Origin of the sequence: Flavobacterium sp. K77 (genome assembly GCF_021608205.1) — a bacterium.
Lineage (GTDB): Bacteria > Bacteroidota > Bacteroidia > Flavobacteriales > Flavobacteriaceae > Flavobacterium > Flavobacterium turcicum.
In genome coordinates this window covers 283,229-306,859 of the sequence record NZ_JAKIHO010000003.1, presented here as the reverse complement: position 1 = coordinate 306,859, position 23,631 = coordinate 283,229, and the positions used below count along the sequence as shown (strand labels likewise).

General features: G+C 34.1%; 24 protein-coding genes. 17 read left to right on the top strand and 7 right to left on the bottom strand.

Annotated elements, in window-relative coordinates:
• Positions 1-61 precede the first annotated feature (61 nt).
• The 9 genes from L1S34_RS08595 (at position 62) to L1S34_RS08555 (ending at position 10,223) form a co-directional block, all read left to right on the top strand.
• The gene (locus L1S34_RS08595; RefSeq protein ID WP_236363666.1) at positions 62-1,297 is read left to right on the top strand and encodes an erythromycin esterase family protein; all 1,236 of its coding nucleotides are present in this window, start codon (positions 62-64) and stop codon (positions 1,295-1,297) included.
• 372 nt (positions 1,298-1,669) lie between these two features.
• The gene (locus tag L1S34_RS08590; protein WP_236363665.1) at positions 1,670-2,524 is read left to right on the top strand and encodes a CvfB family protein; all 855 of its coding nucleotides are present in this window, start codon (positions 1,670-1,672) and stop codon (positions 2,522-2,524) included.
• Positions 2,525-2,975: 451 nt separating this feature from the next.
• The gene (locus tag L1S34_RS08585; protein ID WP_255710752.1) at positions 2,976-3,845 is read left to right on the top strand and encodes a 1,4-dihydroxy-2-naphthoyl-CoA synthase; all 870 of its coding nucleotides are present in this window, start codon (positions 2,976-2,978) and stop codon (positions 3,843-3,845) included.
• Between the two features lie 79 nt (positions 3,846-3,924).
• Positions 3,925-4,446, top strand: coding sequence for a PH domain-containing protein (locus tag L1S34_RS08580; RefSeq protein WP_236363663.1), 522 nt, complete (start codon positions 3,925-3,927; stop codon positions 4,444-4,446).
• A gap of 137 nt (positions 4,447-4,583) precedes the next feature.
• Positions 4,584-5,957, top strand: coding sequence for a PH domain-containing protein (locus L1S34_RS08575; RefSeq protein ID WP_236363662.1), 1,374 nt, complete (start codon positions 4,584-4,586; stop codon positions 5,955-5,957).
• Positions 5,958-6,040: 83 nt separating this feature from the next.
• Positions 6,041-7,000 (top strand): 1,4-dihydroxy-2-naphthoate octaprenyltransferase, encoded by a 960-nt coding sequence (gene menA, locus L1S34_RS08570; protein ID WP_236363661.1) that lies wholly within the window; start codon positions 6,041-6,043, stop codon positions 6,998-7,000.
• Between the two features lie 86 nt (positions 7,001-7,086).
• On the top strand, positions 7,087-7,764 hold the full coding sequence (locus L1S34_RS08565; RefSeq protein ID WP_166134226.1) for a metal-dependent hydrolase: 678 nt from the start codon (positions 7,087-7,089) through the stop codon (positions 7,762-7,764).
• A gap of 174 nt (positions 7,765-7,938) precedes the next feature.
• Positions 7,939-9,144: a tetratricopeptide repeat protein gene (locus tag L1S34_RS08560; RefSeq protein WP_236363660.1), complete on the top strand. Its 1,206-nt coding sequence runs from the start codon at positions 7,939-7,941 to the stop codon at positions 9,142-9,144.
• Positions 9,145-9,170: 26 nt separating this feature from the next.
• Positions 9,171-10,223, top strand: coding sequence for an o-succinylbenzoate synthase (locus tag L1S34_RS08555; protein WP_236363659.1), 1,053 nt, complete (start codon positions 9,171-9,173; stop codon positions 10,221-10,223).
• Between the two features lie 34 nt (positions 10,224-10,257).
• On the opposite strand, the gene L1S34_RS08550 is transcribed toward L1S34_RS08555, so the two are convergent.
• The 7 genes from L1S34_RS08550 to L1S34_RS08520 form a co-directional block, all read right to left on the bottom strand.
• Positions 10,258-10,734 carry a nuclear transport factor 2 family protein gene (locus tag L1S34_RS08550; protein ID WP_236363658.1) on the bottom strand — a complete coding sequence of 159 codons (477 nt, stop codon included), beginning with the start codon at positions 10,732-10,734 and terminating at the stop codon, positions 10,258-10,260.
• Between the two features lie 240 nt (positions 10,735-10,974).
• Positions 10,975-11,331, bottom strand: coding sequence for a hypothetical protein (locus L1S34_RS08545; protein WP_166134234.1), 357 nt, complete (start codon positions 11,329-11,331; stop codon positions 10,975-10,977).
• Complete coding sequence (locus L1S34_RS08540) at positions 11,328-11,681, bottom strand: phage holin family protein (protein WP_166134236.1); 354 nt, start codon at positions 11,679-11,681, stop codon at positions 11,328-11,330. The genes L1S34_RS08545 and L1S34_RS08540 overlap by 4 nt, the downstream gene beginning before the upstream one ends.
• 54 nt (positions 11,682-11,735) lie before the next feature.
• The gene (locus L1S34_RS08535; protein ID WP_166134237.1) at positions 11,736-11,999 is read right to left on the bottom strand and encodes a YtxH domain-containing protein; all 264 of its coding nucleotides are present in this window, start codon (positions 11,997-11,999) and stop codon (positions 11,736-11,738) included.
• Positions 12,000-12,131: 132 nt separating this feature from the next.
• Positions 12,132-12,284: a lmo0937 family membrane protein gene (locus L1S34_RS08530; protein WP_166134239.1), complete on the bottom strand. Its 153-nt coding sequence runs from the start codon at positions 12,282-12,284 to the stop codon at positions 12,132-12,134.
• 138 nt (positions 12,285-12,422) lie between these two features.
• The gene (locus L1S34_RS08525) at positions 12,423-13,034 is read right to left on the bottom strand and encodes a porin family protein (protein ID WP_166134241.1); all 612 of its coding nucleotides are present in this window, start codon (positions 13,032-13,034) and stop codon (positions 12,423-12,425) included.
• A gap of 332 nt (positions 13,035-13,366) precedes the next feature.
• A complete protein-coding gene (locus tag L1S34_RS08520; protein WP_236363657.1) occupies positions 13,367-14,257 on the bottom strand; it encodes an EamA family transporter in 891 nt (296 codons plus the stop codon).
• A 226-nt stretch (positions 14,258-14,483) separates the two neighbouring features.
• Here L1S34_RS08520 and L1S34_RS08515 point away from each other — a divergent pair, with 226 nt between their 5' ends.
• The 8 genes from L1S34_RS08515 to L1S34_RS08480 all read left to right on the top strand — a co-directional run bounded on the left by L1S34_RS08515 (position 14,484) and on the right by L1S34_RS08480 (position 23,628).
• Positions 14,484-14,999, top strand: a complete 516-nt coding sequence (locus tag L1S34_RS08515) for an ankyrin repeat domain-containing protein (RefSeq protein WP_236363656.1) — start codon at positions 14,484-14,486, stop codon at positions 14,997-14,999.
• 21 nt (positions 15,000-15,020) lie between these two features.
• On the top strand, positions 15,021-15,788 hold the full coding sequence (locus L1S34_RS08510; RefSeq protein WP_236363655.1) for a T9SS type A sorting domain-containing protein: 768 nt from the start codon (positions 15,021-15,023) through the stop codon (positions 15,786-15,788).
• 504 nt (positions 15,789-16,292) lie between these two features.
• Entirely contained in the window at positions 16,293-16,877 is a 585-nt protein-coding gene (locus L1S34_RS08505; RefSeq protein WP_236363654.1) for a Crp/Fnr family transcriptional regulator, read from the top strand.
• A 93-nt stretch (positions 16,878-16,970) separates the two neighbouring features.
• Positions 16,971-17,861, top strand: a complete 891-nt coding sequence (locus tag L1S34_RS08500) for an SDR family oxidoreductase (protein ID WP_236363653.1) — start codon at positions 16,971-16,973, stop codon at positions 17,859-17,861.
• A gap of 920 nt (positions 17,862-18,781) precedes the next feature.
• On the top strand, positions 18,782-21,775 hold the full coding sequence (locus tag L1S34_RS08495; protein WP_236363652.1) for a PAS domain S-box protein: 2,994 nt from the start codon (positions 18,782-18,784) through the stop codon (positions 21,773-21,775).
• A gap of 24 nt (positions 21,776-21,799) precedes the next feature.
• Positions 21,800-22,189: an ATP-binding protein gene (locus L1S34_RS08490; RefSeq protein ID WP_236363651.1), complete on the top strand. Its 390-nt coding sequence runs from the start codon at positions 21,800-21,802 to the stop codon at positions 22,187-22,189.
• An 8-nt stretch (positions 22,190-22,197) separates the two neighbouring features.
• Complete coding sequence (locus L1S34_RS08485) at positions 22,198-22,611, top strand: response regulator (RefSeq protein ID WP_236363650.1); 414 nt, start codon at positions 22,198-22,200, stop codon at positions 22,609-22,611.
• A 381-nt stretch (positions 22,612-22,992) separates the two neighbouring features.
• Entirely contained in the window at positions 22,993-23,628 is a 636-nt protein-coding gene (locus L1S34_RS08480; protein ID WP_236363649.1) for a biliverdin-producing heme oxygenase, read from the top strand.
• Positions 23,629-23,631: the final 3 nt, after the last annotated feature.

Here is a 23,631-nt window from a genome sequence, read left to right as displayed (position 1 = left end):
ATAGTTTTGATGGATTTTCTTTTAGTATATTTACTCTTTAAAAAGAAATTCTAGAAAATTGATGACAAGAATTGCAACATTTTTAATTTTACTATCTTTTAGTTTATCAATCTATCCTCAGGCTCTCTCAACAGAGAAAAAGGAAGTACTTACTTCTATTAATTCGAATTTAATTGATATCGAAAATTCAAATGCGGACTATGATTTTAAGGAAAATGCAAAACTGAAAAGTCTTTTTCAAGATGTAAAAATTTTTGGTTTTGGAGAGGCTACTCATGGCACAAAAGAGTTTCAAGATTTAAAAATGAAGTTTTTTAGATATCTAGTTTTTAATTTTAACGTGAAAATATTTGCGATCGAGGCAAACTTTGGAGATTGTTTAGCTATTAATTCTTATATCAAAGAGGGAAAAGGTAATGCTAAAGATGCTCTAAGAGGTATAGGATATTGGATATGGCAAACAGATGAATTATTATCACTTATTGAGTGGATGAAAGCATACAATACTGCCAAAACGGAGGAAAATAAATTAAGTTTTATAGGAATCGATGTCATGAATTGTCAAAGTTCTGCAACAATACTTCAAAATCATTTACAAAATAATTACTCTCTAGCAAATCAAAAGTTTCTGACCGTTTTGAGTAATTATACCTCTGTAGTTAATTCGAAAAAAATTAGAGAAAAAGATTTTATAGAGCACTATCAAATTTTAAAGTCTCTAGAGTTAGAACTTAAAAGTTTGAAAGATCCCTTTTTATGGCAACTTAACAATTCTGTCTTGCAATATATTTTAATGAGGATAGATTTTACACAAACGCTTAGGGATAAACTAATGTCTGAAAATATAAATTGGTTGATAGAAAATAATATCGGTAATGTCTTTATTTCTGCGCATAATATACATGTTAGTAAAAAAAATATTTTATTTAACCCCTTAGGTTATTATTTGAAAAATAAATATTCTGAAAAATATTATAGTATAGGGTTTGACTTTGGCTCGGGAAATTTTAATGCTTTTGATGTTGAAAATAATTTAGTCAAAAAGTATTCTGTAGATCAACCTTTAAAAGGGTCAAGTACACAAGTTTTTTACAAAGCTTCTTCCGATATTTTTTTATTAGATTTTTGTAAAAGCACTCTATCCCCAACCTTGAGTGAATTTGTAAAATCGAAATCTTTTCGTCGAGGTATTGGATCTACATTTTCTCCAAAAATGATTGAAACCGAAAAATTAGCAGAAACTTTTGATGCTATACTTTTTGTAAAAAAATCGAACGAAACTAGTTTGTTAAAGTAGAACACATAAAATTATTTGGACGGTAAGTAATTGATTTGATTTTGGTTTTTTTGGTTAATTTCTTGGAAAAAATGTAATACCTAACAGGTTTTTAAAACCTTTTAGGTCTCAGCCATATAAATCCTATGCCAGTTACTCATGAGAACATCGCCTGAAAACATAAATTACAAATCTAGCCCCGATGGAAGCGAGTATCCCACGCTTTTTTGCGTGGATACTGCGTACAGTGGGACTGTACGCGAGCAGAAAGACAGTTGTGTGCTCCCAATAAAGAAAAAAAATAGAAATTTTTAGACTTTATTTTTTTGTGGACCGTTTCTGAATATCCTATTTTCAAACTTCGTACCTTTGCGCTTTAGAAATTGAACTACAATGATTGAAATAGGAAAATACAATACGCTTACTATATTACGTGATACCCAAGTGGGTTTGTTTTTGGGAAATCCGGAGCTGGATCCAGAAGGAATTCACGATGTGTTACTGCCAAACAAATATGTTCCAAAGGTATTCGAAATAGGTGAGGAGCTCATTGTGTTTGTGTATTTGGATCACGAACAACGACCTGTGGCGACTACGCTTGAACCTTATATTTTACTGAACGAATTTGCCTTGCTTAGGGTAAACTATACCAACCAAGTGGGAGCTTTTATGGATTGGGGAATGGAGAAAGATATCTTGGTTCCGTTCAAAGAGCAAGCACGCCCGATGGAAAAAGGCAAGCGCTACTTGGTGTACTTGTATCTTGATCAAAAAACCAATCGTTTGGTGGCATCAAGTAAACTAAACCAGTTCTTGAAAAATGAAAACCTTACGGTCGAAAAAGGAGAAGAAGTTGATTTAATCGTATCGCACATTACGGAGTTGGGGATTAACGTAATCATCAATGAAAAATACAAGGGTTTGATGTACAAAGACGAAGTGTACGATGATGCAATTCGTACAGGAGATCGCATGCGCGGATATATCAAAGCCATTAGACCTGATAATAAGATAGATGTTTCGCTTCAAATTCAGGGTTACCAAAGTATTGAACCAAATGCAGAGAAAATTTTAGACGAGCTAAGAGCAAGTCGTGGTTTCTTACGACTTACCGATAATTCTCATCCAGAAGATATTAAAACGGTACTAAAAATGAGCAAGAAGACCTTTAAAAAGGCTATTGGCGCTTTGTATCGAGAACAACGCATCGAAATTAAAGAAGACGGTATTTACTTGATTAAAGAGTAAAAAAAAGAAAGACTAATCGATAATGATTAGTCTTTCTCGTTTTAATGTTAAGCTTGTACCTGCAAGCGTATCATTAAAAAATACAGGTTGCAATTTGTTTATCAATGCGTTTACGTTATTATAGCAACAGTTTTGCTATTTCTGTTATACTTTTAAACGAAGCAAACGATACAACCTTTTCTATACCTTGTTGTAGTCACGAATCACTACTAAATTCATTCTTGCAATTTATTTGAATCGAAATATAACCTAAAGTAAACTGTGTTTAACATTAAAATACAAACTCATTTTAAATGGTTATTCCGTTGATTATCATATGTTAAAGATATTTAAATTCAAATAATAATTTGCTTTTTTGGTTTTAAATTTTACTTTTTTTAACATTTGTTTTCTATAAATCAGATAAATATTACCACAAGCTTATTGAAATGGAATAGGGATAATGTAAAAAATGATTTATTTTTACACTGAAAATTTTAAATCATTCAAAATGGATTGGATTACTGCCAAAGAGTACGAAGATATCACTTATAAAAAATGCAATGGGGTAGCCCGAATTGCCTTTAACCGTCCGGATGTGCGCAACGCATTCCGACCAAAAACAACTGCCGAATTATACAATGCTTTTTACGATGCGCAAGAGGATACCTCAATTGGTGTGGTATTGCTGTCTGCTGAAGGTCCTTCGTCTAAAGATGGCGTTTATTCTTTTTGTAGCGGTGGCGATCAAAACGCACGCGGGCATCAAGGGTATGTGGGCGACGACGGGCAACACCGTTTAAATATTCTGGAGGTACAAAGATTAATTCGCTTTATGCCAAAAGTTGTTATTGCTGTTGTTCCAGGATGGGCAGTAGGTGGTGGACACAGTTTACACGTGGTTTGCGATATGACTTTAGCCAGTAAAGAACACGCCATTTTTAAACAAACGGACGCTGATGTAACTAGTTTTGATGGTGGTTACGGCTCAGCATATTTGGCTAAAATGGTGGGACAGAAAAAAGCAAGAGAAATTTTCTTTTTGGGTCGCAATTATTCAGCGCAAGAAGCAATGGATATGGGTATGGTGAATGCGGTACTGCCACACGATGAATTAGAAGCAACTGCTTACGAATGGGCTCAGGAAATTTTGCAAAAATCGCCTATGGCTATCAAAATGCTGAAATTTGCCATGAACTTGACTGATGATGGAATGGTTGGTCAACAAGTATTTGCTGGTGAAGCAACACGTTTAGCATATATGACTGAAGAAGCGAAAGAAGGTAGAAATGCGTTTCTTGAAAAGAGAAAACCAAACTTTGAAAAAAAATGGTTGCCGTAGCGAAGTAGTGAAATTTGCTGCTCGAAAATCAAAGCACTTTATGTACTTAGATTAAAGTGCTTAAACAATTGTACTCTTTATGGAAATATTTACGAATGATATTATTGACACTCAAAATTTACCCAAATTAGAGTCTATTCCGTTTACGGCTTTGAAAAGTAAATACGGAATTGTAATTGCGTGTAATCTGGCACTGATTATCGGTGTACTTATTGGCGGTTTGTTTGTCCTTGCTGAACTTGAACCTGATGTTTTTAGCAACCGAATTTGGTTCATTATTGGTGTTTTGACGCCTTTGTCATTGTTATTAATTGTTTGTTTTGCAATCATTGGTTTCAAGAAAAAAGGCTTTGCTTTTCGTGAGCATGATGTGGTCTATCGTTCAGGAATTATTGCTACGAATACTATCGTAATTCCTTATAATAGAGTGCAGCATGTGGCTTTACATGAAGGGTTTATTTCACGATTTTTAGGATTAGCAAAGGTTCAAGTTTTTACCGCAGGCGGTAGCGCAAGCGACATTGAAATTCCGGGTATCGAAAAAGAACAAGCTGAAAATATCAAACAATTATTGATGGGCAAAATTCAAAAACAATTATAATGCGCACTGATTTTAGTCAGCCGCAAAGGCAGTCAGCCGTTGGTATTTGGGTTTTGTTTTTTTATACATTACAGCAGTACGCACGAGCCTTTTGGCCTATTTTTTTGGTTTTCTTTTTTAGGTTAAAAAACTTTTATTTGGGGTACATTTTTGGAGTGATTGGGCTTTTTTTAGTGCTAATCGCTCTCATTTCGTACTTAAAATACAGGAACTTTACTTTTTACTTGGATGAAGAAAATCAAGAATTCATTATCAACGAAGGGATTTTAAACAAGACCAAAACTGCCATCCAACTTAATAAAATTCAGCAAGTAAACATCAATCAGTCGTTTATTCAAAAGATAATTGGGGTTTATGAATTGCAAGTTGATACCGCTGGGAGCAACAAAAAAGAGGGAAACATAAAGGCTATTTCGCAGCAATTAGCTTTGGATTTAAAAGCGTGTCTACTTGAAAATGAAGGCAAAGAACATAATGTAGATCAAGCTGAAGTTGGCACAACAGCAGATATTGAAAGCAACACGACGATAGCACCCTTTATTAAAATTAGTTTCTTTAGCTTATTAAAAGTCGGAATTACATCGAACTATCAGCGCACTATTGCCTTGTTGGTTTTGTTTTTCAGTACTGTTTTCGAGAGTCTTTCAAAATTATCCGATCAAGAAACTGGCTATGAGCAGGATTTTGGGTCTTATTTTGATTCTTCGCAAGGATTAAAGGCCATAATCATGGGGTTTTTCATGGTACTTGTTGCTGTTTTGGTACTAAATATTATTCGGGTTTTTATGCAGTTTTTTAATTTTAATATTGCCAAACAAAAAGGTTCATTACTTTTATCATACGGCCTTTTAAACTCCAAGAGCACTATTGTAAAACCAGAGAAAGTTCAAATCACCACCGTTACACAAAATTACTTTCAACGTAAGTGGGGTATTTTAGACATTAGAATTAAACAAGCAACGGGTGGTGCCGAGGAACAGCGCAAATCAGCAATTGAAATTCCGGGTTGTGATCCTATAGAGCGCGACGCGATTTTACAGTTGTTGTTTTCTAAACTACCTGAAAAAGGAATCGAATTGACTCCCAATTATCGAAAGTTAGTTTTTGCGCTTTTTATTACCGTAGCTATCCCTATGGCCTTGTTTTTTGGGTTGGCAAATACTTTTTACTCTGAGATAATGGAATATGTAGGTTGGGTTCCGTTTTATGTAGTCCTGATTACTGTTTTGCAGTATTTTAAGTTCAAAAATTATCGCTTGTACATTCATCCGGAATTCATAATTAAAAAGTCGGGCGCTTGGGATGTGAGCGAAGCAATTATTTTGCCTCAAAAAATTCAAGCCATTACCACTTCACAGCTGTTTTGGCACAAAAAAGCAGATATCGGTTCGGTGATTTTGCATACAGCAGGAGGGAATATTTCGTTTCAATTGGCTAATTATACCGTACTCAAGGAACACATCAATCGATGGTTGTACGAATTAGAAACTTCCAATAGCAATTGGATGTAAAAAACAGTGCATATCGTTCTTTTATGCCGTACATTTGTACATACAATTGTCAGGAAAAAAGAATCTAAAAAAATAAAAATAGTATGAAGCAGTGGATTGAAGCCGCACGTTTACGAACCCTACCTTTATCTGTATCCGGAATCATCGTGGGTAGTATGTACGCGTTGCGACCAACAAATACAATTGAAACACCTACAGAAGTTTTTAGCTGGTCTATTTTTGGCCTTGCTTTATTAACAACCTTGGGCTTGCAAGTGCTCTCTAATTTTGCTAATGATTATGGCGATGGGGTAAAAGGAACTGATAATTCCGATCGGGTAGGTCCAATGCGAGCCATTCAGAGTGGTGCTATCAGTGCCGCCGCCATGAAGCAGGCTATCATTATTACATCTGTTTTAACCTTGTTTTCAGCAGTAGCCTTAATTTATGTTTCTTTCAAAGACACTAATCTTTGGTTTTCACTATTCTATTTGGTTTTGGGAATTCTAGCAATCGTATCGGCCATTCGCTATACGGTAGGAAAAACTGCTTACGGTTACCGTGGTTTTGGGGATATTTTTGTCTTTGTTTTCTTTGGTTTGGTGAGTACTTTGGGAGTTAATTTTTTATATGCCAAACAACTTGATTTCGATTTATTTCTTCCTGCTGCCGCTATCGGATTATTAAGTACTGGAGTTCTTAATTTGAACAACATGCGCGATGAAGCTTCAGACAGAAAATCAAATAAAAATACCATGGTAGTACAAATGGGCGGTGCCAAAGCTAAAAAATACCATTATTTCTTGGTAATTACGGCAATGGTTTTGGTTATAATTTTTGCTATTTTAAGCGAGTATCGCCTAGATCAATACCTTTTTGTTTTGGCCTATATTCCGTTAATCAAACATTTAAAAACCGTGCAAACCAATCAAAATCCAAAAGAACTCGATCCTGAATTAAAAAAATTAGCATTAAGTACTTTCGCGCTGTCTTTGCTTTTGGCGTTGTGCATGGTATCGCTTATTCAGGATATTATTGTGAACTTGTTTTTAGGCGGACGTTAAGTTTATTTTACCCCAAAAAAACTTTTAGTTTACAACTTTTGACTATATTTTTTCGTTAATACACACAAACCTTTAATTCAATTCTTATGAAAATTACATTTTATGGTCACGCTTCACTAGGTATCGAGGTAGGTGGCAAAAACATTTTAGTAGATCCTTTTATTTCTCCAAATCCAAAAGCGGCGCATATCAACGTAAACGAGCTGGCTGCTGATTATATTTTGCTTACGCACGCACACGGCGATCACATTGCTGATGTTGAGGCTATCGCCAAAAGAACCAATGCCGTAATTGTATCCAATGCTGAAATTGCTGATTATTACAGCGCCAAAGGTTTTCAGGCTCACCCGATGAATCACGGCGGAAGTTGGAATTTCGATTTCGGTAAAGTGAAATACGTTAATGCTGTGCATTCAAGTTCTTTTCCTGACGGAGCTACTGGCGGAAATCCAGGAGGTTTTGTAATTGAGAGCGAGCACAAAAACATCTACATTGCAGGTGATACGGCTTTGACAATGGATATGAAACTCATTCCAATGCGCACCAAATTAGACTTAGCTATTCTTCCAATCGGGGATAATTTCACTATGGATGTTGAAGATGCTATCCTTGCGTCAGATTTTGTTGAATGTGATAAGGTTTTGGGCTACCATTTTGACACATTCGGTTACATCGAAATCAATAAGGAAGAGGCAATCCGTAAGTTTTTCAACAAAGGAAAAGATTTAATGCTGCTAGAAATAGGAGCGTCTATCGATTTATAAATGGTTTAGGAGCTTTTTCCTGCTATTCGTTACAATCTTTTACAAAATGGCTGGCCTTAACAGGCTGGCCATTTTATAAAAGGATTTCCACTACTATCAGGGCTAGGGCGAGCGTCTAGAACGAGATGAACGTTTCTTTCTAAACCAATCGATTTCAGAGTTAACTATCTTATTATGTTACAAAAAAAATATTTTTTTACTTACTACGCGCTCTTGCTAGCCTCAGGTGTTTTCGCTCAAAAAGAAGGCTACTGGGATAAAGCGCGTGCTACCACACAAGAAATTCAAGTTTCGGCACGTGATCGAATGCTAGTCAAAACTCAAGATTTACCCGAAGGTACTACTGAAATTTTGTTTCGGATTACCTTGCTAGATAAAAATCAGCAAATGGCGAGCAGTTTGGTATCTGTTTTAAAGGCTATTCCTGATCCTACCGGAATAAGTCAAGGTTCCGCCGGAGCGGTTTTTTTGTTATCTAAAATATCGGGTGACGATACCTGCAAATACGCCGTTTTTACTTCAGCTAGTGCTGCACAACAATACGTAAAAGACGGTACTGTTAATGCTGCTTGCTTCGAGCAAAGCAAAGCCGTTAGTAAAGATGCGCAATTACTTTCTGCTGATAAAAGTCTTTGCTTGCAGCTAAATTCGGGAAACTTATGGTTTGCTTTTGAAAGCAAAAATTGGATAATGAGTCAGAAAATCATTTTAGAAGTGGTGCCGTGGGTTGACACAAAATTAAGTCGTGGTTGGACGGTCGACAGCCGAAAAGCAATAATTGAGCAATGCAAGACCTCTAATTTGGCGAAAAAAATGTCTAATTCAGATGATTTTTGTGTTTGCATTTTAGATAAGATTCAAAACAAATACAAAGCTAAGGAATTTACAAAATTACTGCCTGCAGAACAGTCCAAAGCTTTTAAAGATTTCGGTAATAATTGTTACGGCGAAACGAGTTTGTCTCAATCTATTTATGATGATTTACGCACGCAAGCCACAACCTTAGCCAAGCAAGGCAAACCAGCCGAAGCGATTACGCAATTGTTAATTGTCGTGAATGATGGTCAAGCAACAGCTTTAGATTATAACGCATTAGGTCGCAATTACCTCATGACCAAACAGTACGGCAAAGCAATTAAGTATTTAGAAGAAGGAGCTCAAAAAGATCCATCTGAATTGCTAATTCAACTCAATTTGGCGCATGCCTATTTGCTAAATGATAATTTTTCGGCAGCAAAAAAAATTCACAAAACCTATCAAAATCAAAATGTAACGGCACAGGCTAGTTGGGTAAAACAAACGGAGCTTGATTTTACTGCTTTTGCAAAAGCGGGTATTCAATCTGCAGATTTTGATCGTATTTTGAAATTACTTCGTTAACAAAACAAGTTCTAAAAAACAATATCGTGAAAGCAACTTATCATAAATACATGCTTGAGTTCAAGCGCCCGTCAGGTACCTCTCGTGGTGTTTTAACAGAGAAAGAAACTTGGTTTATTACTATTGAGCACAACGGAAAAAAAGGAATAGGAGAGTGTGGTATTTTACGTGGCCTAAGCGCTGATGATCGTCCGGATTACGAGCAGCGTTTGCAATGGACTTGCGAGAATATTAATTTGGGAGTGACTTCACTTTGGGATGCTTTGATCGAGTTTCCGTCAATACAATTTGGCGTTGAAATGGCTTTTCAATCTTTAGCAAGTGCCAATCCGTTCGAGTTGTTTCCATCTGATTTTTCAAATGGAGCACAAGCCATGGATATTAATGGTTTGATTTGGATGGGCGAAGAGGCCTACATGAAAGAGCAAATTGAAGAGAAATTAGCAGATGGTTTTAGATGTGTGAAACTTAAAATTGGAGCTATCGAATTTCAAAAAGAGTTATCTTTATTGCGTTATATTCGTACTCATTTTAGTGCTAATCAAGTAGAACTTAGAGTTGATGCTAACGGTGCTTTTGATAAAAATGATGCTTTAGATAAGTTAATTCAATTATCTGAATTTGAATTACATAGTGTTGAGCAACCTATTGCTAAAAATCAAGCTGACAGTATGGCAGAGTTGTGTAAAAACACTCCTTTCCCTATAGCATTAGACGAAGAATTAATTGGTGTTTATTCTACAACGGATAAAGAAGAATTGTTGCAAAAAATTAAGCCGCAATACATCATTTTGAAACCTAGTTTTGTGGGTGGTTTTCGAGGTACTCACGAGTGGATTGCTCTAGCCGAAAAATATCAAATAGGTTGGTGGATTACCTCAGCATTAGAAAGTAATATTGGATTAAACGCAATTGCTCAATGGACGTATTTGCAAAACAGTCCGCTTCCGCAAGGATTGGGAACCGGTACTTTGTACACCAATAATTTTGATAGTCCGCTACAAGTAAAAGCTGGACAACTGTGGTACAAAAAGGAGGTGGGATGGTCTTTTGATTTTGCTTTCTTCGAAAAAAGATAACAACAAAAACTTTTGAGAATAAAAAAACGGAGCTTTAGGAGCTCCGTTTTTGCATATAGTGGCGCAATGAGGCCGAGGCCCTTTGCTGTAATTTTTTCTGAAAAAATCCGGTCCAACCTAGTAAAGTACCTTTGAAACCAAAAGCTTGTTTTGACCATTTATATAAGTCAAAATCATCGGTATGTTTACTAATAAGCCCATTTTCAAACTGAAATTGTGCTTGTATTTTGTTAACAACTACCTTATTTGTTGCACTAAACGGATAAGTGGCAATCCATTTTGTCTTGCCTACAAATTCGTTTGCAGAAACATCTGCAAATTGAATACTTAAACTTCCTTTGCTTTTTTCAAGTAACATTTGCCACATGGCGGCAACTTCTTCACCGTGCAACACTCCAAAAACTGGATCTCTGAATTGCACGTTTGGCGCATAACAGCGCGACATTGCCACAAAATCACCTTTTGCGAAAGCAGTGTAAAATGTATTTAATAGTTGCTCGTTGGTCGTCATTTTTTAAACTCGGTTATAAGAACAATGCATTTGGTTGGTTTTACTCTTTTTCATTTTGCAAATCAAATTGCTTTATATGAAAGTTGAGATGAAACCATAAGCACATTGTAAAGCTTTTTGGGCTACAAATAAATTTATTTGCTATTGACCTCAAAAAGTAGTATAATATTTAAAGATAACTTTTTTTAGATATCTCTATTTATTTGGCAAATAATAATCTAGAATTTTATTCAATTCTAATTATTCGACCGTTGTGCTTTGCTCATTGTAGGCTGCTGTTTTCTTTTGAACCAAAGCGCCTACTGCAAATTGCAACAAAGTACCAAATACTTTTTTTATAGGATTATGTGTGCTACCAACAATGGCTTTACGTGTTACATAACCGGTAAGCAAGCCTAAACCATTACTTATTAAATCATTTTTTAGATCAGATGATTGACGGACTTCGCCAAATGTTCTTTTTAAAATATTGATAGGTTTGTAGTGGCTGTAGGTTTCGTGATATTGATTTTTTAGATCTAACAATTCCAACTCTTGCTTGCGCTTCAATAGATCAATAGCTTCTTGTAAGGTGTCTGAGGGATTGATAGGTTTCATAGCGTTTTGTTTTTAAGCATTTTTACAATAATCAAGTTGCTGATTGGTGTTTTGATCCATTTATCTTTGAATACAAACAGTAAAACAGCAATAAGCAAATAAAATACTGCTACAATGAAAAAACCATGATGTATTTTGCCAACAAGATCACCTACATAAAAAGAAAGCCCAATGTTTAATAGCAATGCAAACATTCCAATTACAACAGCAATCATCATGCGTGATAATAACGATGAGGATAAATCAGCTGCTTTATCGATAGCTTGTAACTTGGCTAATTCAATTGAAGTTTTGGTATAGGTTTCTGCTTTTTCAAAGAGATCCTCTATTGAAGGTGTTTTTTTTTCCATGATAGTTGTATTGCATTAAAAGTTCAAACAAACTGAAATCGTTTGTTGTGCTATTTAAAGTTTTTTGGCCGCTTGGGTTAAAGCTTCTGTACCTTCAATTATTGCATCTTTACCTTCCTCGGTAGCCGAATCGTATTTTTTTTGAATAGTTCCTATCAAAGCATCAATTTGACTTTTTAAATCTTCGGCATAACCAGCGCCTTTATCCGCTATTTTTTTTCTGGTTTTGCTACCTTTTTCAGGTGCAAATAATACTCCTAATAATGCTCCAACGGCAACTCCGCCTAAAATTCCTAATACTACTTTATCTGCTTTCATAATAATTTGTTTTAATGTTGATCTTTTGAATATGCCTTTGCAAATGCAGGACACTATTTTTACTTGAACTAACAACAAAACCTAAATCTCTAATTAAGAACTAAGTTTTGAGGATATAAAATTGCTAAAATCTTAGACGCTTTTTCCTGAAATAAGTCTGAATAGTACTGCAATGACAGCAATAACTAAAAGAAGGTGAATGATTGACCCTAGACTGTAAGCGAAAAAGCCGATAGCCCATAAAATAACTAAGATAACTGCGATGGTGTAAAGAAGATTGTTCATGATTTTGGTTTTTAAAAGATTAGTTTTAATTAACCGTTGGATGTATTTGGTAGTAATCTAATAGTCTTTTTTGTAAAGAATATTCAAAAACAAAAACAATTTACCTTTTCATACACCCAACGGCCTATTTATTAATTATTAGTTAAGTCTTAAACCGATGTAGGCACTAAGAACACTGTTTTTTGCATCTGAGGAAAGAAAATCGCCCTCTTTTCCAATTTTTGTTAAACCGTAGTTGTAACGTACTCCAAAATTTACAGCATCTAAATCGATACCAATACCTGCAGCAACACCTGCGTCAAATTTGTTAAAATCATTTGTATCTAAAGCTTGTTCTCCAGAAATTACACCAGATTCAAATGTTCTTTTACCGCTTACCATGTATGCAGCATAAGGACCAACGTGAACGTTAAAATTTTCTGTTAAATTAGCTACTAACAATACAGGAACTTCAATATAATTTACATTGAATTTAGATGTACTATTGTTAGTTACTAACTCAGCACCTTTAGTCGTGTAGTTGATCTCAGGTTGAATTGCAATACTATTTGTAATTGGTAATTTAGCATACAAACCAGCATTGAATCCCGTCAAAATATTATTATCATCTACTGTATCAGTATACAAATTAGAAAAGTTTAAACCTCCTTTAAATCCAAAAGCAGCTGTTTTTTCTTGTGCTTGTACTCCCGTAAATGCTAATAAACCAGTTACTACTGCTGCATAAAGTGTTCTTTTTGTATTTTTCATGACTTTGTTTTTTTAATTGTTTTTATATAGTACAAAGATGGGATGCTTCACCATAAATCGTGTTACACGAATTTGTCTTATTGTTATACAATTCACATATTTTACAAAACGAAACTCTTTTTTGGAGCTATTCTATGAGTTTTTTTACCAATTTGGATAGAAATGGACTATAATTGTTTGCTTAATGATGATTTTTGATTCCAAGTAAAGTAGTTGTTTCTCGTATTGTTCTCCTCTAAAGCAATACTGTTTCACCACTTGTTTTTGTACTAACAATTAAAACTTTATTGATTGAAGAAATGGATTGCTCCGAAATATTTTGCTGATCCTAATTATTGGATAAGATTTTCTAATTTTTCATCATCTTTGAGTTCTACAGTTCTTTTTGAAGTAATTGTTGATCCAGCAGATGCAATAACCACACAGCAAAGTGCTATTATTTCATTTGTAGTCAGACGTTCACTTAAAAAAAGTAGTCCGCAAATAGCTGCTGCAGCAGGTTCTAAACTCATTAAAATACTAAAAGTACGAGCGGGTAATTGTCCAAGTGCTTTCATTTCGAGTGTAAATGGTATTGCGCTAGATAAAAGAGCAAGAGCAATTCCCATGTATAAGTAGGTTGGAGTAAGGAGTAGGAGTCCTTTTCCGGCAATGCCAAATGGTATAATTAACAAGGAAGCAAAAAGCATTCCTGTAGCTACAGCTTGACCTCCGTTCATAATTTTCGAAATTTTCCCTCCTAATACAATATAACCTGCCCAAAGGCCACCTGCTATCAATGCAAAAACAACTCCTAAAATATCAATTTTGCTATTGGTCCAAGGAGCAATCAATGCAATGCCTGTAGCTGCTAGAGCAACCCATAAATAATCTAAAATTCGTTTTGAACCCAAAACAGCGACCAACAATGGTCCGAAGAACTCTAAGGTAACCGCAAGTCCTATCGGAATGCGCTCGATAGCCATGTAAAAAACTAAATTCATAGCCCCTAACGATAATCCATACGGAATTACAATTTTCCATTGTTTAGCGGTTATGTGAAATAAGTTTGGTCTGTAAACAGCTAGCAGAATTAGTGCTGAAATCCCAATACGTAGTGAAGCTGTTGCTGATGCACCCAAAACTGGAAATAAGGTTTTTGCAATAGCTGCTCCTGATTGAACACTTATGATGGCAAAAAGCACGGAGGGAATAGGAGGGATCGAAGGTAATTTTTTTTTCACAACTCTAATTTAAAGGAGTAGTAAATCTACTAAAAATTATAGTCTAACGGTGTACTATTTTTTTCATGATAAATTATTTTTAATACAAAATAGAACAACCAATTAAAGTTAATTTTGTGATTAAATTATTGAAAATGAGTGTTTTTTGTGATTATTTTTTTAATATCTTTAACACAATCAAAAAATTAAAACGTCAATAATTATTTTAAAATTGTTAAATCCAATTATGAAAAACTACTTTCTACTCTTTTCAGTATTCTTCACCCTTATTTTACAAGCTCAAACTAAGAATGTATTTGATATTTCGCGAAAAGGAAGCTTAGATGAAATCAAAAATGTTTTTCAAGAAAACCCAAAGCTCATAAATTCCGTAGATACTAATGGATATACACCTTTAATCCTAGCATGTTACAGAGGCAATCAAGATGTAGCTCTATTTTTAGCAGAAAAGGTAAGTGATATCAATTACAATAGTGGAATGGGAAGTGCAGTAATGGCAGCGGTAATGTCAGGAAATAGCACAATTGTATCAAAACTTATAGAGTTAAAAGCCAATTTGAATGAAGTAGATGCACAAGGAAAAACAGCGCTAATTTATGCAACCTTTTTTAATAAAAATGAAATTGTCAAAATGCTTATAAAAGCAGGTGCAAATCTCAATATCAAAGACAACGATGGTAAGAGTGCACAAGATTTTGCCACATTCAATAAAAATACTGAATTAATAATATTACTAAATTAAATAACCATTAATTACTTAAATATGAAGAAAATCTACTTACTGTTATTTTTTATTGCAACAAGCTATTTTTGCCAAGCTCAAAAAACATCGGGCGAGGTTTCACTTGGTAGTCTTATGTCGGCAAAAATTGATTTGGATTCTAATACATCAAGAGTTACGCTTACGCTAAAAGGCCCGTCTGATAGGTGGTTTGCTTTTGGTTTAAACGCCTTGAGTATGAATTCTGGTACAGATTGCGTAGTGATGCGAAGCGCAACATCATTTAGTGATGACAGATTGCTTGGATTTCAAGCTCCGGTTGCTGATGCAGTACAAAACTGGACTGTTTCTAGCAATACTGTTAATGGATCAACAAGAACAATAGTAGCAACAAGGGCCTTTAATACAGGCGATGCTTCTGATTATATTTTTGATTTTAATTTAAGCTCTTTAAATGTTATTTATTCATTTGGATCGGGTTCAAATTACACATTAGGTTATCATGGATCAACTAATCGCGGAGCAACTACGCTATCATTTACTACCTTAGGAACCAATGATTTTGCAGCTACTGAAAATGTAAATATTTATCCTAACCCGTCAAACGGAGTATTTAATATTTTAAAAAATGATTTAACTACGGTTTCAAAAGTTAGAGTTTTTGATATAAATGCAAAATTGTTGAAAGAAATTGATAGTACAAATGACGATGCTATTGCTGTAAATTTATCTCAATATGCAACAGGTCTTTATTTTATGGAAATTACCACTGGTAAAGATAAAATGATTAAAAAAATTCAAAAGAATTAAGAGCATTAAGGAAAGTAAAGGTTAATTTCAACCTGAAGTCAATTTTTGATTACATCAAATGCAAAACGATACGACTTTAAAAGTTCATTATTAATTGATTTCTAAAGTAAAGCTTAAAATTACTAGATCAAAACATTCATAATAAAAAAACCGATTAGGGATCTAATCGGTTTTTTTGTTAGAAATTCTTGAAAACGGACAACAAGAAGGAAATAAAAGTTAATACATGTAAAGAATAGTAAGAGAAAAGTCATTTCATTGATCGTAAAGAATTATTAGAGAATTATAGTTTAGAAAGAATTTATAAATAAGTTAAAAACTTCGTTTAGACTGATGGATTATGTACTTATTTTATCTTGTGGAGAGCTGTACGGCTGAAATTTTATAGATATTTAGCATAAAGATAAAAGCATTTGCATATACCAAGTCTTGAAAGCAACAATTTTTTAATTTGTATCTTTGAGAATTGCTTTTACAATGATTTTTTACAAAACTAAAAGAACTATGTTTGACGTTTTTTTTTCGCATATCCTGCAAAAAGTACCGCTAACAATTGCAGATAAAGAACTTTTGAAAACCTATTTTACCTATAAAAAACTCCACAAAAAACAAGCGCTTTTGGAAGAAGGGCAAATTGCGATCTCGCTTTCTTTTGTGACTAAAGGTTTGTTGAAATCGTATAATACAGATCAAAAAGGAGTAGAGCATGTTAATTTATTTGCTTGGGAAGGTTGGTGGACATCTGATTTATCCAGTTTTTTTAAAGAGGAAAAATCGGTTATTACTATTGAGGCTGTTGAAGAATCAGAAGTTTTGATGATAACTTTATTAAACTTTGAAAAAATGACACTTGAAGTTCCTATTATGGATAGGTATTTCAGGATTTTATTTCAAAATAGTTTGTATACCAAAGAACAACGCTTGTTGAGTACGGCAACACATTCTGCCGAGGAAAGATATCGCCATTTAGCTGCTAGTAATCCACAGCTTTTACAACGCGTTCCTCAAAATTTAATCGCATCTTATTTGGGTATTACCCCGGAAACCTTAAGTCGGATTAAAAGAGGTATCGCTTTAAGTAAATCGTGATGAATTTACAAGAGACGAATTTCTTATTTTACATCAAGTAAGAGCAATTGTAGTTGGCCTATTTTTGTTGTTTTATATTTAAAATCAACTTTTATGACAACACATCATATTCCTAAAGTATTAATTACAGGAGCAACAGGTCAAGTGGGTAGCAAAACGATTGAATTTCTTGCGTCAAATAAATCTATTGAACTTATCGCAGCGGTGCGATCTCCGGAGAAAGCCATTCCATTTCAAGACAAAGGTATCGCAACAGTACTATTGGATTTTGACGATGAAAATACGCATCATGCAGCTTTTGAAGGGATTGATCGACTATTTATGGTAACAGGTTATACCGTTGACATGCTGCGTCAAAGTAAGGCTTTATTGGATGCTGCCAAAAAGCAAGGTGTGCAACATGTTGTTCATCTGGGAGCTTGCGGTCCTGATGATACAAGCATTGGACATTGGGCTTGGCATCAATTTGTAGAGCGTTACATTGAGTGGTGCGGATTTACTTTTACGCATTTAAGGCCTCAAGATTTTATGCAAAATTTGTTAGCATACGGAGGCAAAAAAGCAATAACTAACGGAATCCTAAATCACTATGTTGAAGATGCTCGATTGAGTTGGGTTGATTTAGAAGATGTTGCACAAGTGGCTGCACTATCCTTATTATATCCTGAGACACATGCAGGTAAAACTTATCGATTAGGATTTGATGCCCAAACATTCAATGAAATTGCGGAACTATTAACAAGCATAGTAGGCAAACCTTTCCGCTATGAAGCGCTCGATCCAGAAGTATTTAAGGAAGCCATGGAACGTTCAGGTGCTGAAATGGCTTATATGAATTGCGTGTACGATCATTGGAAGCGTCATGCTGCTGGAACAATTCCAAATGCGGCTGCTACTTTTGATACTTTTTATGAAATTACCGGAAAACAGCCCACCAAGTGGAAAGGTTTTATCGAGAAACATAAAGCTACTTTTGATTACTAATTGTTTAAACATCTCATAAACGGGGAACCAAAGCTAATGTGGCTATCATAAATTTATCTTTGAAGATCGTTTATACTTGATTTAACAATTTTTTACACGAATAATTTTAATAATTATTTATTGAAATTACGGGAATTATGTAGGACTTTCTTGTAAATAAAAAACCCTTACTCACTTTTTAAAAGTTGTTAGGGTTTTAATTCTGCGGAGGAATAGGTCCTGGGCCGCAACTCCATTGCTAATTTCCGAAAGGACAATTTTAAAGACATTACTCGTGCTTTTCGAGTCACGCACTTTGAACTCATTGGTGGTGCTTTGATTGCTGGTTACAGTACCAAACTTAGAGCCCAAAACTCCAACAAAAACAATTTTATTCCCAACAAAATAGAGCGTCACATTGCTTACATCGATACCTGACTTGAAGGATACAAAGCAGCTTTAGCCAAAGAGGATGCTGATTTGATTTATCAAAATAAAGTAAGCATCTAAAATAATTATGAAATTTACCGCAGACATCAAGCCATTGTAAAGCATACCTACAGCGTTATCAAATGGCAATGAGACTTTTATTTTATCATAACCAAGAAAACTATAAAACACGCAGCAGCTGATATTGGATTGATTTTAACGCTTACAACCTGCACAAATCTTCAAACTGATTAATCACGATCTACTTAAATATTATCTAAGGATACGGGCGTTCAATCTTGGGATTCTAAGAGCAATTTTAACCCTTTTTTTTCACACTTTTTTACTTCAATAATTACAAAGCGAGTTTTATCAGAACGAATGTTAAATTTAATTTAAATTATATATATTTACTTTATGGGTATAAAAGTAGTTGGTTTGGAGGTTTTTAGACGAACTGACGTTAGCTGACATGTTAAACTTTTATGTAAAACGTCTAAAACTATCTTGACATGAATACAAAACTATTATTAGTCGATGATGATATTGAAGATTTAGAAAATTTAACTGGCATTATTTTAGAAATTTCACCAACCATAAAAATTTCTGTAGCTCAAAACGGCAACGAGATGATAAGACTTCTGGAAAGCGAAGCGCAACTTCCAGATTTTATCTTCCTGGATTTAAACATGCCCATAAAAACAGGCTTTGAATGTCTGACAGAAATTAGGAGTAACGAAAAGTGGAAAGCTATAAAAATTGTTATTCTGACTACCTCATCGCATAGAGAGCAAATAAACGAAGTGTATAAAATGGGAGCTGATCTTTATATAAGAAAGCCAAATAGTTACAATGCGTTTAAAGAAATTCTGTCTAAGTGTTTACAAATGGATTGGGGCTTTGAAAAAAGTGTAAATGCTTTTGAGAATAAGGATAATTCGATAAACTTTTTCGATTCAAGACTCGTTTATAATGATATTGTAGAAAATATTGCATTAGGCATTGTAGTAGTCAATTTTTTTCAAGATGGTAGTTTCTTTATTTCATATACTAACAAGGAATTCCATAAAATAGCACCTACTTACAGCAATAAAATACACAATGAAAATAGCAATCACTTATTTGATAGTGCACACCCTGATGATTTACCATTGATTCAAGCTTCTGTAAAACAGTTATTTGAATTGAAGGAATTTGATATTGAATTCAGGATAATAGATGCAGGAAAAACCAAAAACATAAGGTCGCAGGGAAAGCCTATTTTCAATAAATCAGGCAATTGCATAACCGCATATATTTATTTTAATGATATTACAGAACAAGTAAAAAACCAAGAATCACTAAAAGAATCTGAAAAAAAGTATAAATACATGTTTGAGAATGCTCCTCACCCGATGATTGTGTGGGAGATTGGAACATTAAATATATCAGATGTAAATAAGAAAGCAACGGAATTGTATGGCTATACAAAAGAAGAATTTACACAACTAAATAGCAGGGAAATAAGCCATCCAGAAGATATTCCTTTGATTGAGCGTATTACACGGAACTTGGAAAGTTATGGGTCTGAACATCAAAAAGTATGGAGACACCTAAAGAAAAATGGTGAGTTGATGTATGTGGACGTGAGTGCAAATGTTTTTGAACTAAATGGTAAACTTGTTTCCATCGCTCACATCCAAAATGTAACCGAAAAGATAAAGGCTGATGAAGAAATAAAACTGATGGACTTCGCATTTAAAAAGTCTGCCACACCTATCATGTTGCTTTTGGCAACTGGTGAATTTTATAGTTTTAACGATGCTTTACTAAAGTTATTGGGTTACACCAAAGAAGAATTGAGCAAAATGAATTTGTTAAATGTTGCAACAACAATGGACGAAGCAAGTTGCATTAAACAATGGAATGAAATAAGAGAAAAGAAAAATATAGTTTTTGACTGTCATTTTGAGAGAAAGGATGGTACTCTATTGGATGTGGAAATAAGTAGTAACTTAATTAACTACAATGAAAATGAGGTGAACTTTTGTTATATAAATGACATCACCGAAAAAAAGAAAGCAGAAGAAAAACTAAAACTATCAGACTATATTATTCAAAAAAGTACAACTGCCATATATCTTATAAAGTCTGATGGATCAATTTATGATTTTAATGAAGCAGCTCATAACATGCTTGGTTATACCAAAGAGGAATTTGCAATGCTTGATCAAATGGATATTGACCCTAGGTTAAATTCGGATATTATACTAGAAGGCTTCGAAGTTTTAAGGAGGGAAGGTAAAGTACATTTTCAGGCTACAATTGTTAAAAAGGATGGCGCTTTAATAGATGTGGACATAATCTCGACCTTTATTGTTTATAATGGATTAGAATTGAAATGCTTATTTTTAACTGATGTAACAGAGCAGAATAAAGTATCTGCAGAAATCTATTCTATAAATGAATTGTTGCAACGCCAAACTAACCGTTTACTTTTGGCAACAAAAAGTGCACAATTAGGAATTTGGGATTGGAATTTAAAAAATAATGAGCTTACCTGGGATGAAGGAATGTATAGGCTATACAATATTGCTGAAAACGAATTTAATTCTGTCTACGAAGGATGGTTTTCAAGATTACACCCACAAGACATTCAACGGTTGAATAACGATTTGGAACTTGCCATTACTAATAAAAAAGAATATAAGCCTGAATTCAGAATTGTATGGAATGATTCATCAGTTCATTATATAAATTCCTCAGCAATTATTGAAAGAGACAATGATGGAAATGCTATACGAATGATTGGAACCAATTGGGATGTAACTGCTGAAAAAGAGCGCATACAACATCTTAAATTATTAGAATCTGTTATTGTCCATACAAAAGATAGTATTTTGATAACAGAGGCTGAACCATTTGATTTACCAGGACCTAGAATAATTTTTGTGAATCCAGCATTTGAAAAAATGACAGGTTATACCCCTGAGGAAGTAATTGGCCTATCGCCTAGAATATTGCAAAATGAAGATACCGATAGAAAGGAATTAGACAAATTGCGAACTGCAATGAATAATTGGGAGCCATGTGAAATAACAATATCGAACTCGAGGAAAAATGGCGAGAAGTTTTGGAATAACTTCAGCATAGCACCAATTGCAAATGAAAAAGGGTGGTATACCCATTGGATTGCTGTAGAAAGGGATGTGACAAAAGAAATTGAAGCTGCCTTAGAAAAGGAAAGAATGATAAAGGAACTGATGGATATCAACTTAGAACTAAAGCAGTTTAGCTATATAACTACTCATAACTTAAGGGCACCCTTAACTAACTTAGTTTTAATTTGTAAATTATTAAGCCCAGAGAAAATAGAAGATCCATCAACATTAAAACTGATAGAGTTCCTCAAAACATCAACCAATCAATTGAATGAAACGCTAAATGACCTTATCAATGTACTCATCGTAAAAGATAATACGGACCTACTATTAGATGAATTGTCTTTTGAAGAAATACTCGATTAGGTAAAACAATTCATTTCCGGAACATTGAGTGATCGCAAAGTAATAATTGAGACTGATTTTTCTGAGGTCCCTACTGTACACTTTACAATGGTTTATCTAGAAAGTATCTTTTTAAATCTAATTACAAATTCAATAAAATACCGTCATTCTGAAAGAAATATCATTATCAAGATAAAAACCATAAAAAGTGAAAATGGTAGAACCCAACTTACTTTTTCAGACAATGGAATAGGGATGGATATGTCTCGTGTAAAGCACAAGATATTTGGTTTTCAAAAACGGTTTCACAAAAATTCTGATGGCAAAGGGATAGGATTGTTCCTTGTCAAATCTCAAATAAATGCGTCAGGAGGCCAAATCGAAGTGGATAGTGAGGTGAATGTAGGCACCATTTTTACAATAACTTTTAAATAACCCATAAAATGACAAAAACAGTTTTAGTAATTGACGATGATTCTATAACCATTCATTTGAATAAAATGGTGTTAAAATCTGCAAGTTTCTGCGACAAAATAGTAGCGGCAAAAAGTGGGGATGAAGCTTTATCTTATTATGAAAATATAGAAAAAGGAGATATCCCAATGGAAAATTTGCCCGAAGTAATACTTTTGGATTTGAATATGCCAGTACTGGATGGATGGGAATTCCTTGAAATTTTTGTACAAAAGTTCCCCGATTTTGCGAAAAAAGCAAATATTTTAGTCCTTTCTTCATCTATAAACCCTAGTGATCAGGAAAGGGCACTAAAAGACCCAAACATTGCAGCCTTTCTAGCGAAGCCACTCGACAAAGAGGAACATTTTCATATAATTGAATCCTTTTTAAATAACCAATAGAGAAAAAAAGTTTCTTAATATCTTACGGAAATTATTCCGGCTGGAGCAAACATGCAACTATTAACTCAGCTGCACGACAGTGGCCCATATTGTATGTGGCCCAAATCGATTGAAAGGATTTCCTAATTGAACTTGGTAGTTCAAACAGATCTTGAAGTAAAATCCTCGAATATTTGTTCGGCAGTATTTTAAACATGCTAATAAAACATGCTTTGAATGTCTGACAGAAATTAGGAGTAACGAATAGTGGAAAGCTATAAAAATTGTTATTCTGTCTAAGTCATCGAATCAAGAGTAAATAAATGAATTGTATCAAATGGGAGCAGATCTTTATCTGCAAAAGCCAAACAGCCACAATTCGTTTAAAAGTATTATATCTAAGTGTTTACAAATGATTTGGGATTCGCTAAAACAAATTTAACGCTAATAAAAATGTTTATACAAAAATTAAGAGCCGCAACAGCTTGCAGCCATAAGCAGCTTGAACAAAATAATTTGTCGCAGGCATTACTAAGCAATAACGTTAATGAAACTATTTACTCTAGTTACCTTATCCAACTGTATAGCTTTGTAAAAGGTTTTGAGCAATATGTTTATCCCGAATTAGATCCGCATTTTTTAAATATCAACAATAGAAAAAAAGCCAATTTTATTGAAGAAGATTTAAAAGCACTCGGCATTACAATTGATAAACATAGGCTACTTAAAGAAGAATTCTTTAGAGATACATATCCTGATGTTTATTTAGCAGCAGGTGCATTATATGTACTAGAAGGTTCAACGCTTGGTGGGCAAATAATTGTGAAACACTTGCAAAAAGTAATGTCTCCCGATCTATTAAATGCCGCCTATTTTTTGGGCTACCAACAGCGAACAGGTAGCATGTGGAAAGAGTTTTTACAACAATTTACTGCTTTACCACAATCAACACTGCAAGAGCAACAAATAATCACGGGTGCTTTTAATACATTTAAAATTATAGATAACATGCTTAGCAAAAGCAACAAAAAAATTTAACAT

Coding starts and splice junctions, on each gene's coding strand:
- L1S34_RS08585 (WP_255710752.1), top strand. CDS start 2,976: ATGATTTATTTTTACACTGAAAATTTTAAATCATTCAAAATGGATTGG.
- L1S34_RS08545 (WP_166134234.1), bottom strand. CDS start 11,331: ATGAAACCTATCAATCCCTCAGACACCTTACAAGAAGCTATTGATCTA.
- L1S34_RS08580 (WP_236363663.1), top strand. CDS start 3,925: ATGGAAATATTTACGAATGATATTATTGACACTCAAAATTTACCCAAA.
- menA (WP_236363661.1), top strand. CDS start 6,041: ATGAAGCAGTGGATTGAAGCCGCACGTTTACGAACCCTACCTTTATCT.
- L1S34_RS08560 (WP_236363660.1), top strand. CDS start 7,939: ATGTTACAAAAAAAATATTTTTTTACTTACTACGCGCTCTTGCTAGCC.
- L1S34_RS08495 (WP_236363652.1), top strand. CDS start 18,782: ATGAATACAAAACTATTATTAGTCGATGATGATATTGAAGATTTAGAA.
- L1S34_RS08595 (WP_236363666.1), top strand. CDS start 62: ATGACAAGAATTGCAACATTTTTAATTTTACTATCTTTTAGTTTATCA.
- L1S34_RS08550 (WP_236363658.1), bottom strand. CDS start 10,734: ATGACGACCAACGAGCAACTATTAAATACATTTTACACTGCTTTCGCA.
- L1S34_RS08535 (WP_166134237.1), bottom strand. CDS start 11,999: ATGAAAGCAGATAAAGTAGTATTAGGAATTTTAGGCGGAGTTGCCGTT.
- L1S34_RS08590 (WP_236363665.1), top strand. CDS start 1,670: ATGATTGAAATAGGAAAATACAATACGCTTACTATATTACGTGATACC.
- L1S34_RS08505 (WP_236363654.1), top strand. CDS start 16,293: ATGTTTGACGTTTTTTTTTCGCATATCCTGCAAAAAGTACCGCTAACA.
- L1S34_RS08525 (WP_166134241.1), bottom strand. CDS start 13,034: ATGAAAAATACAAAAAGAACACTTTATGCAGCAGTAGTAACTGGTTTA.
- L1S34_RS08565 (WP_166134226.1), top strand. CDS start 7,087: ATGAAAATTACATTTTATGGTCACGCTTCACTAGGTATCGAGGTAGGT.
- L1S34_RS08530 (WP_166134239.1), bottom strand. CDS start 12,284: ATGAACAATCTTCTTTACACCATCGCAGTTATCTTAGTTATTTTATGG.
- L1S34_RS08485 (WP_236363650.1), top strand. CDS start 22,198: ATGACAAAAACAGTTTTAGTAATTGACGATGATTCTATAACCATTCAT.
- L1S34_RS08500 (WP_236363653.1), top strand. CDS start 16,971: ATGACAACACATCATATTCCTAAAGTATTAATTACAGGAGCAACAGGT.
- L1S34_RS08515 (WP_236363656.1), top strand. CDS start 14,484: ATGAAAAACTACTTTCTACTCTTTTCAGTATTCTTCACCCTTATTTTA.
- L1S34_RS08510 (WP_236363655.1), top strand. CDS start 15,021: ATGAAGAAAATCTACTTACTGTTATTTTTTATTGCAACAAGCTATTTT.
- L1S34_RS08540 (WP_166134236.1), bottom strand. CDS start 11,681: ATGGAAAAAAAAACACCTTCAATAGAGGATCTCTTTGAAAAAGCAGAA.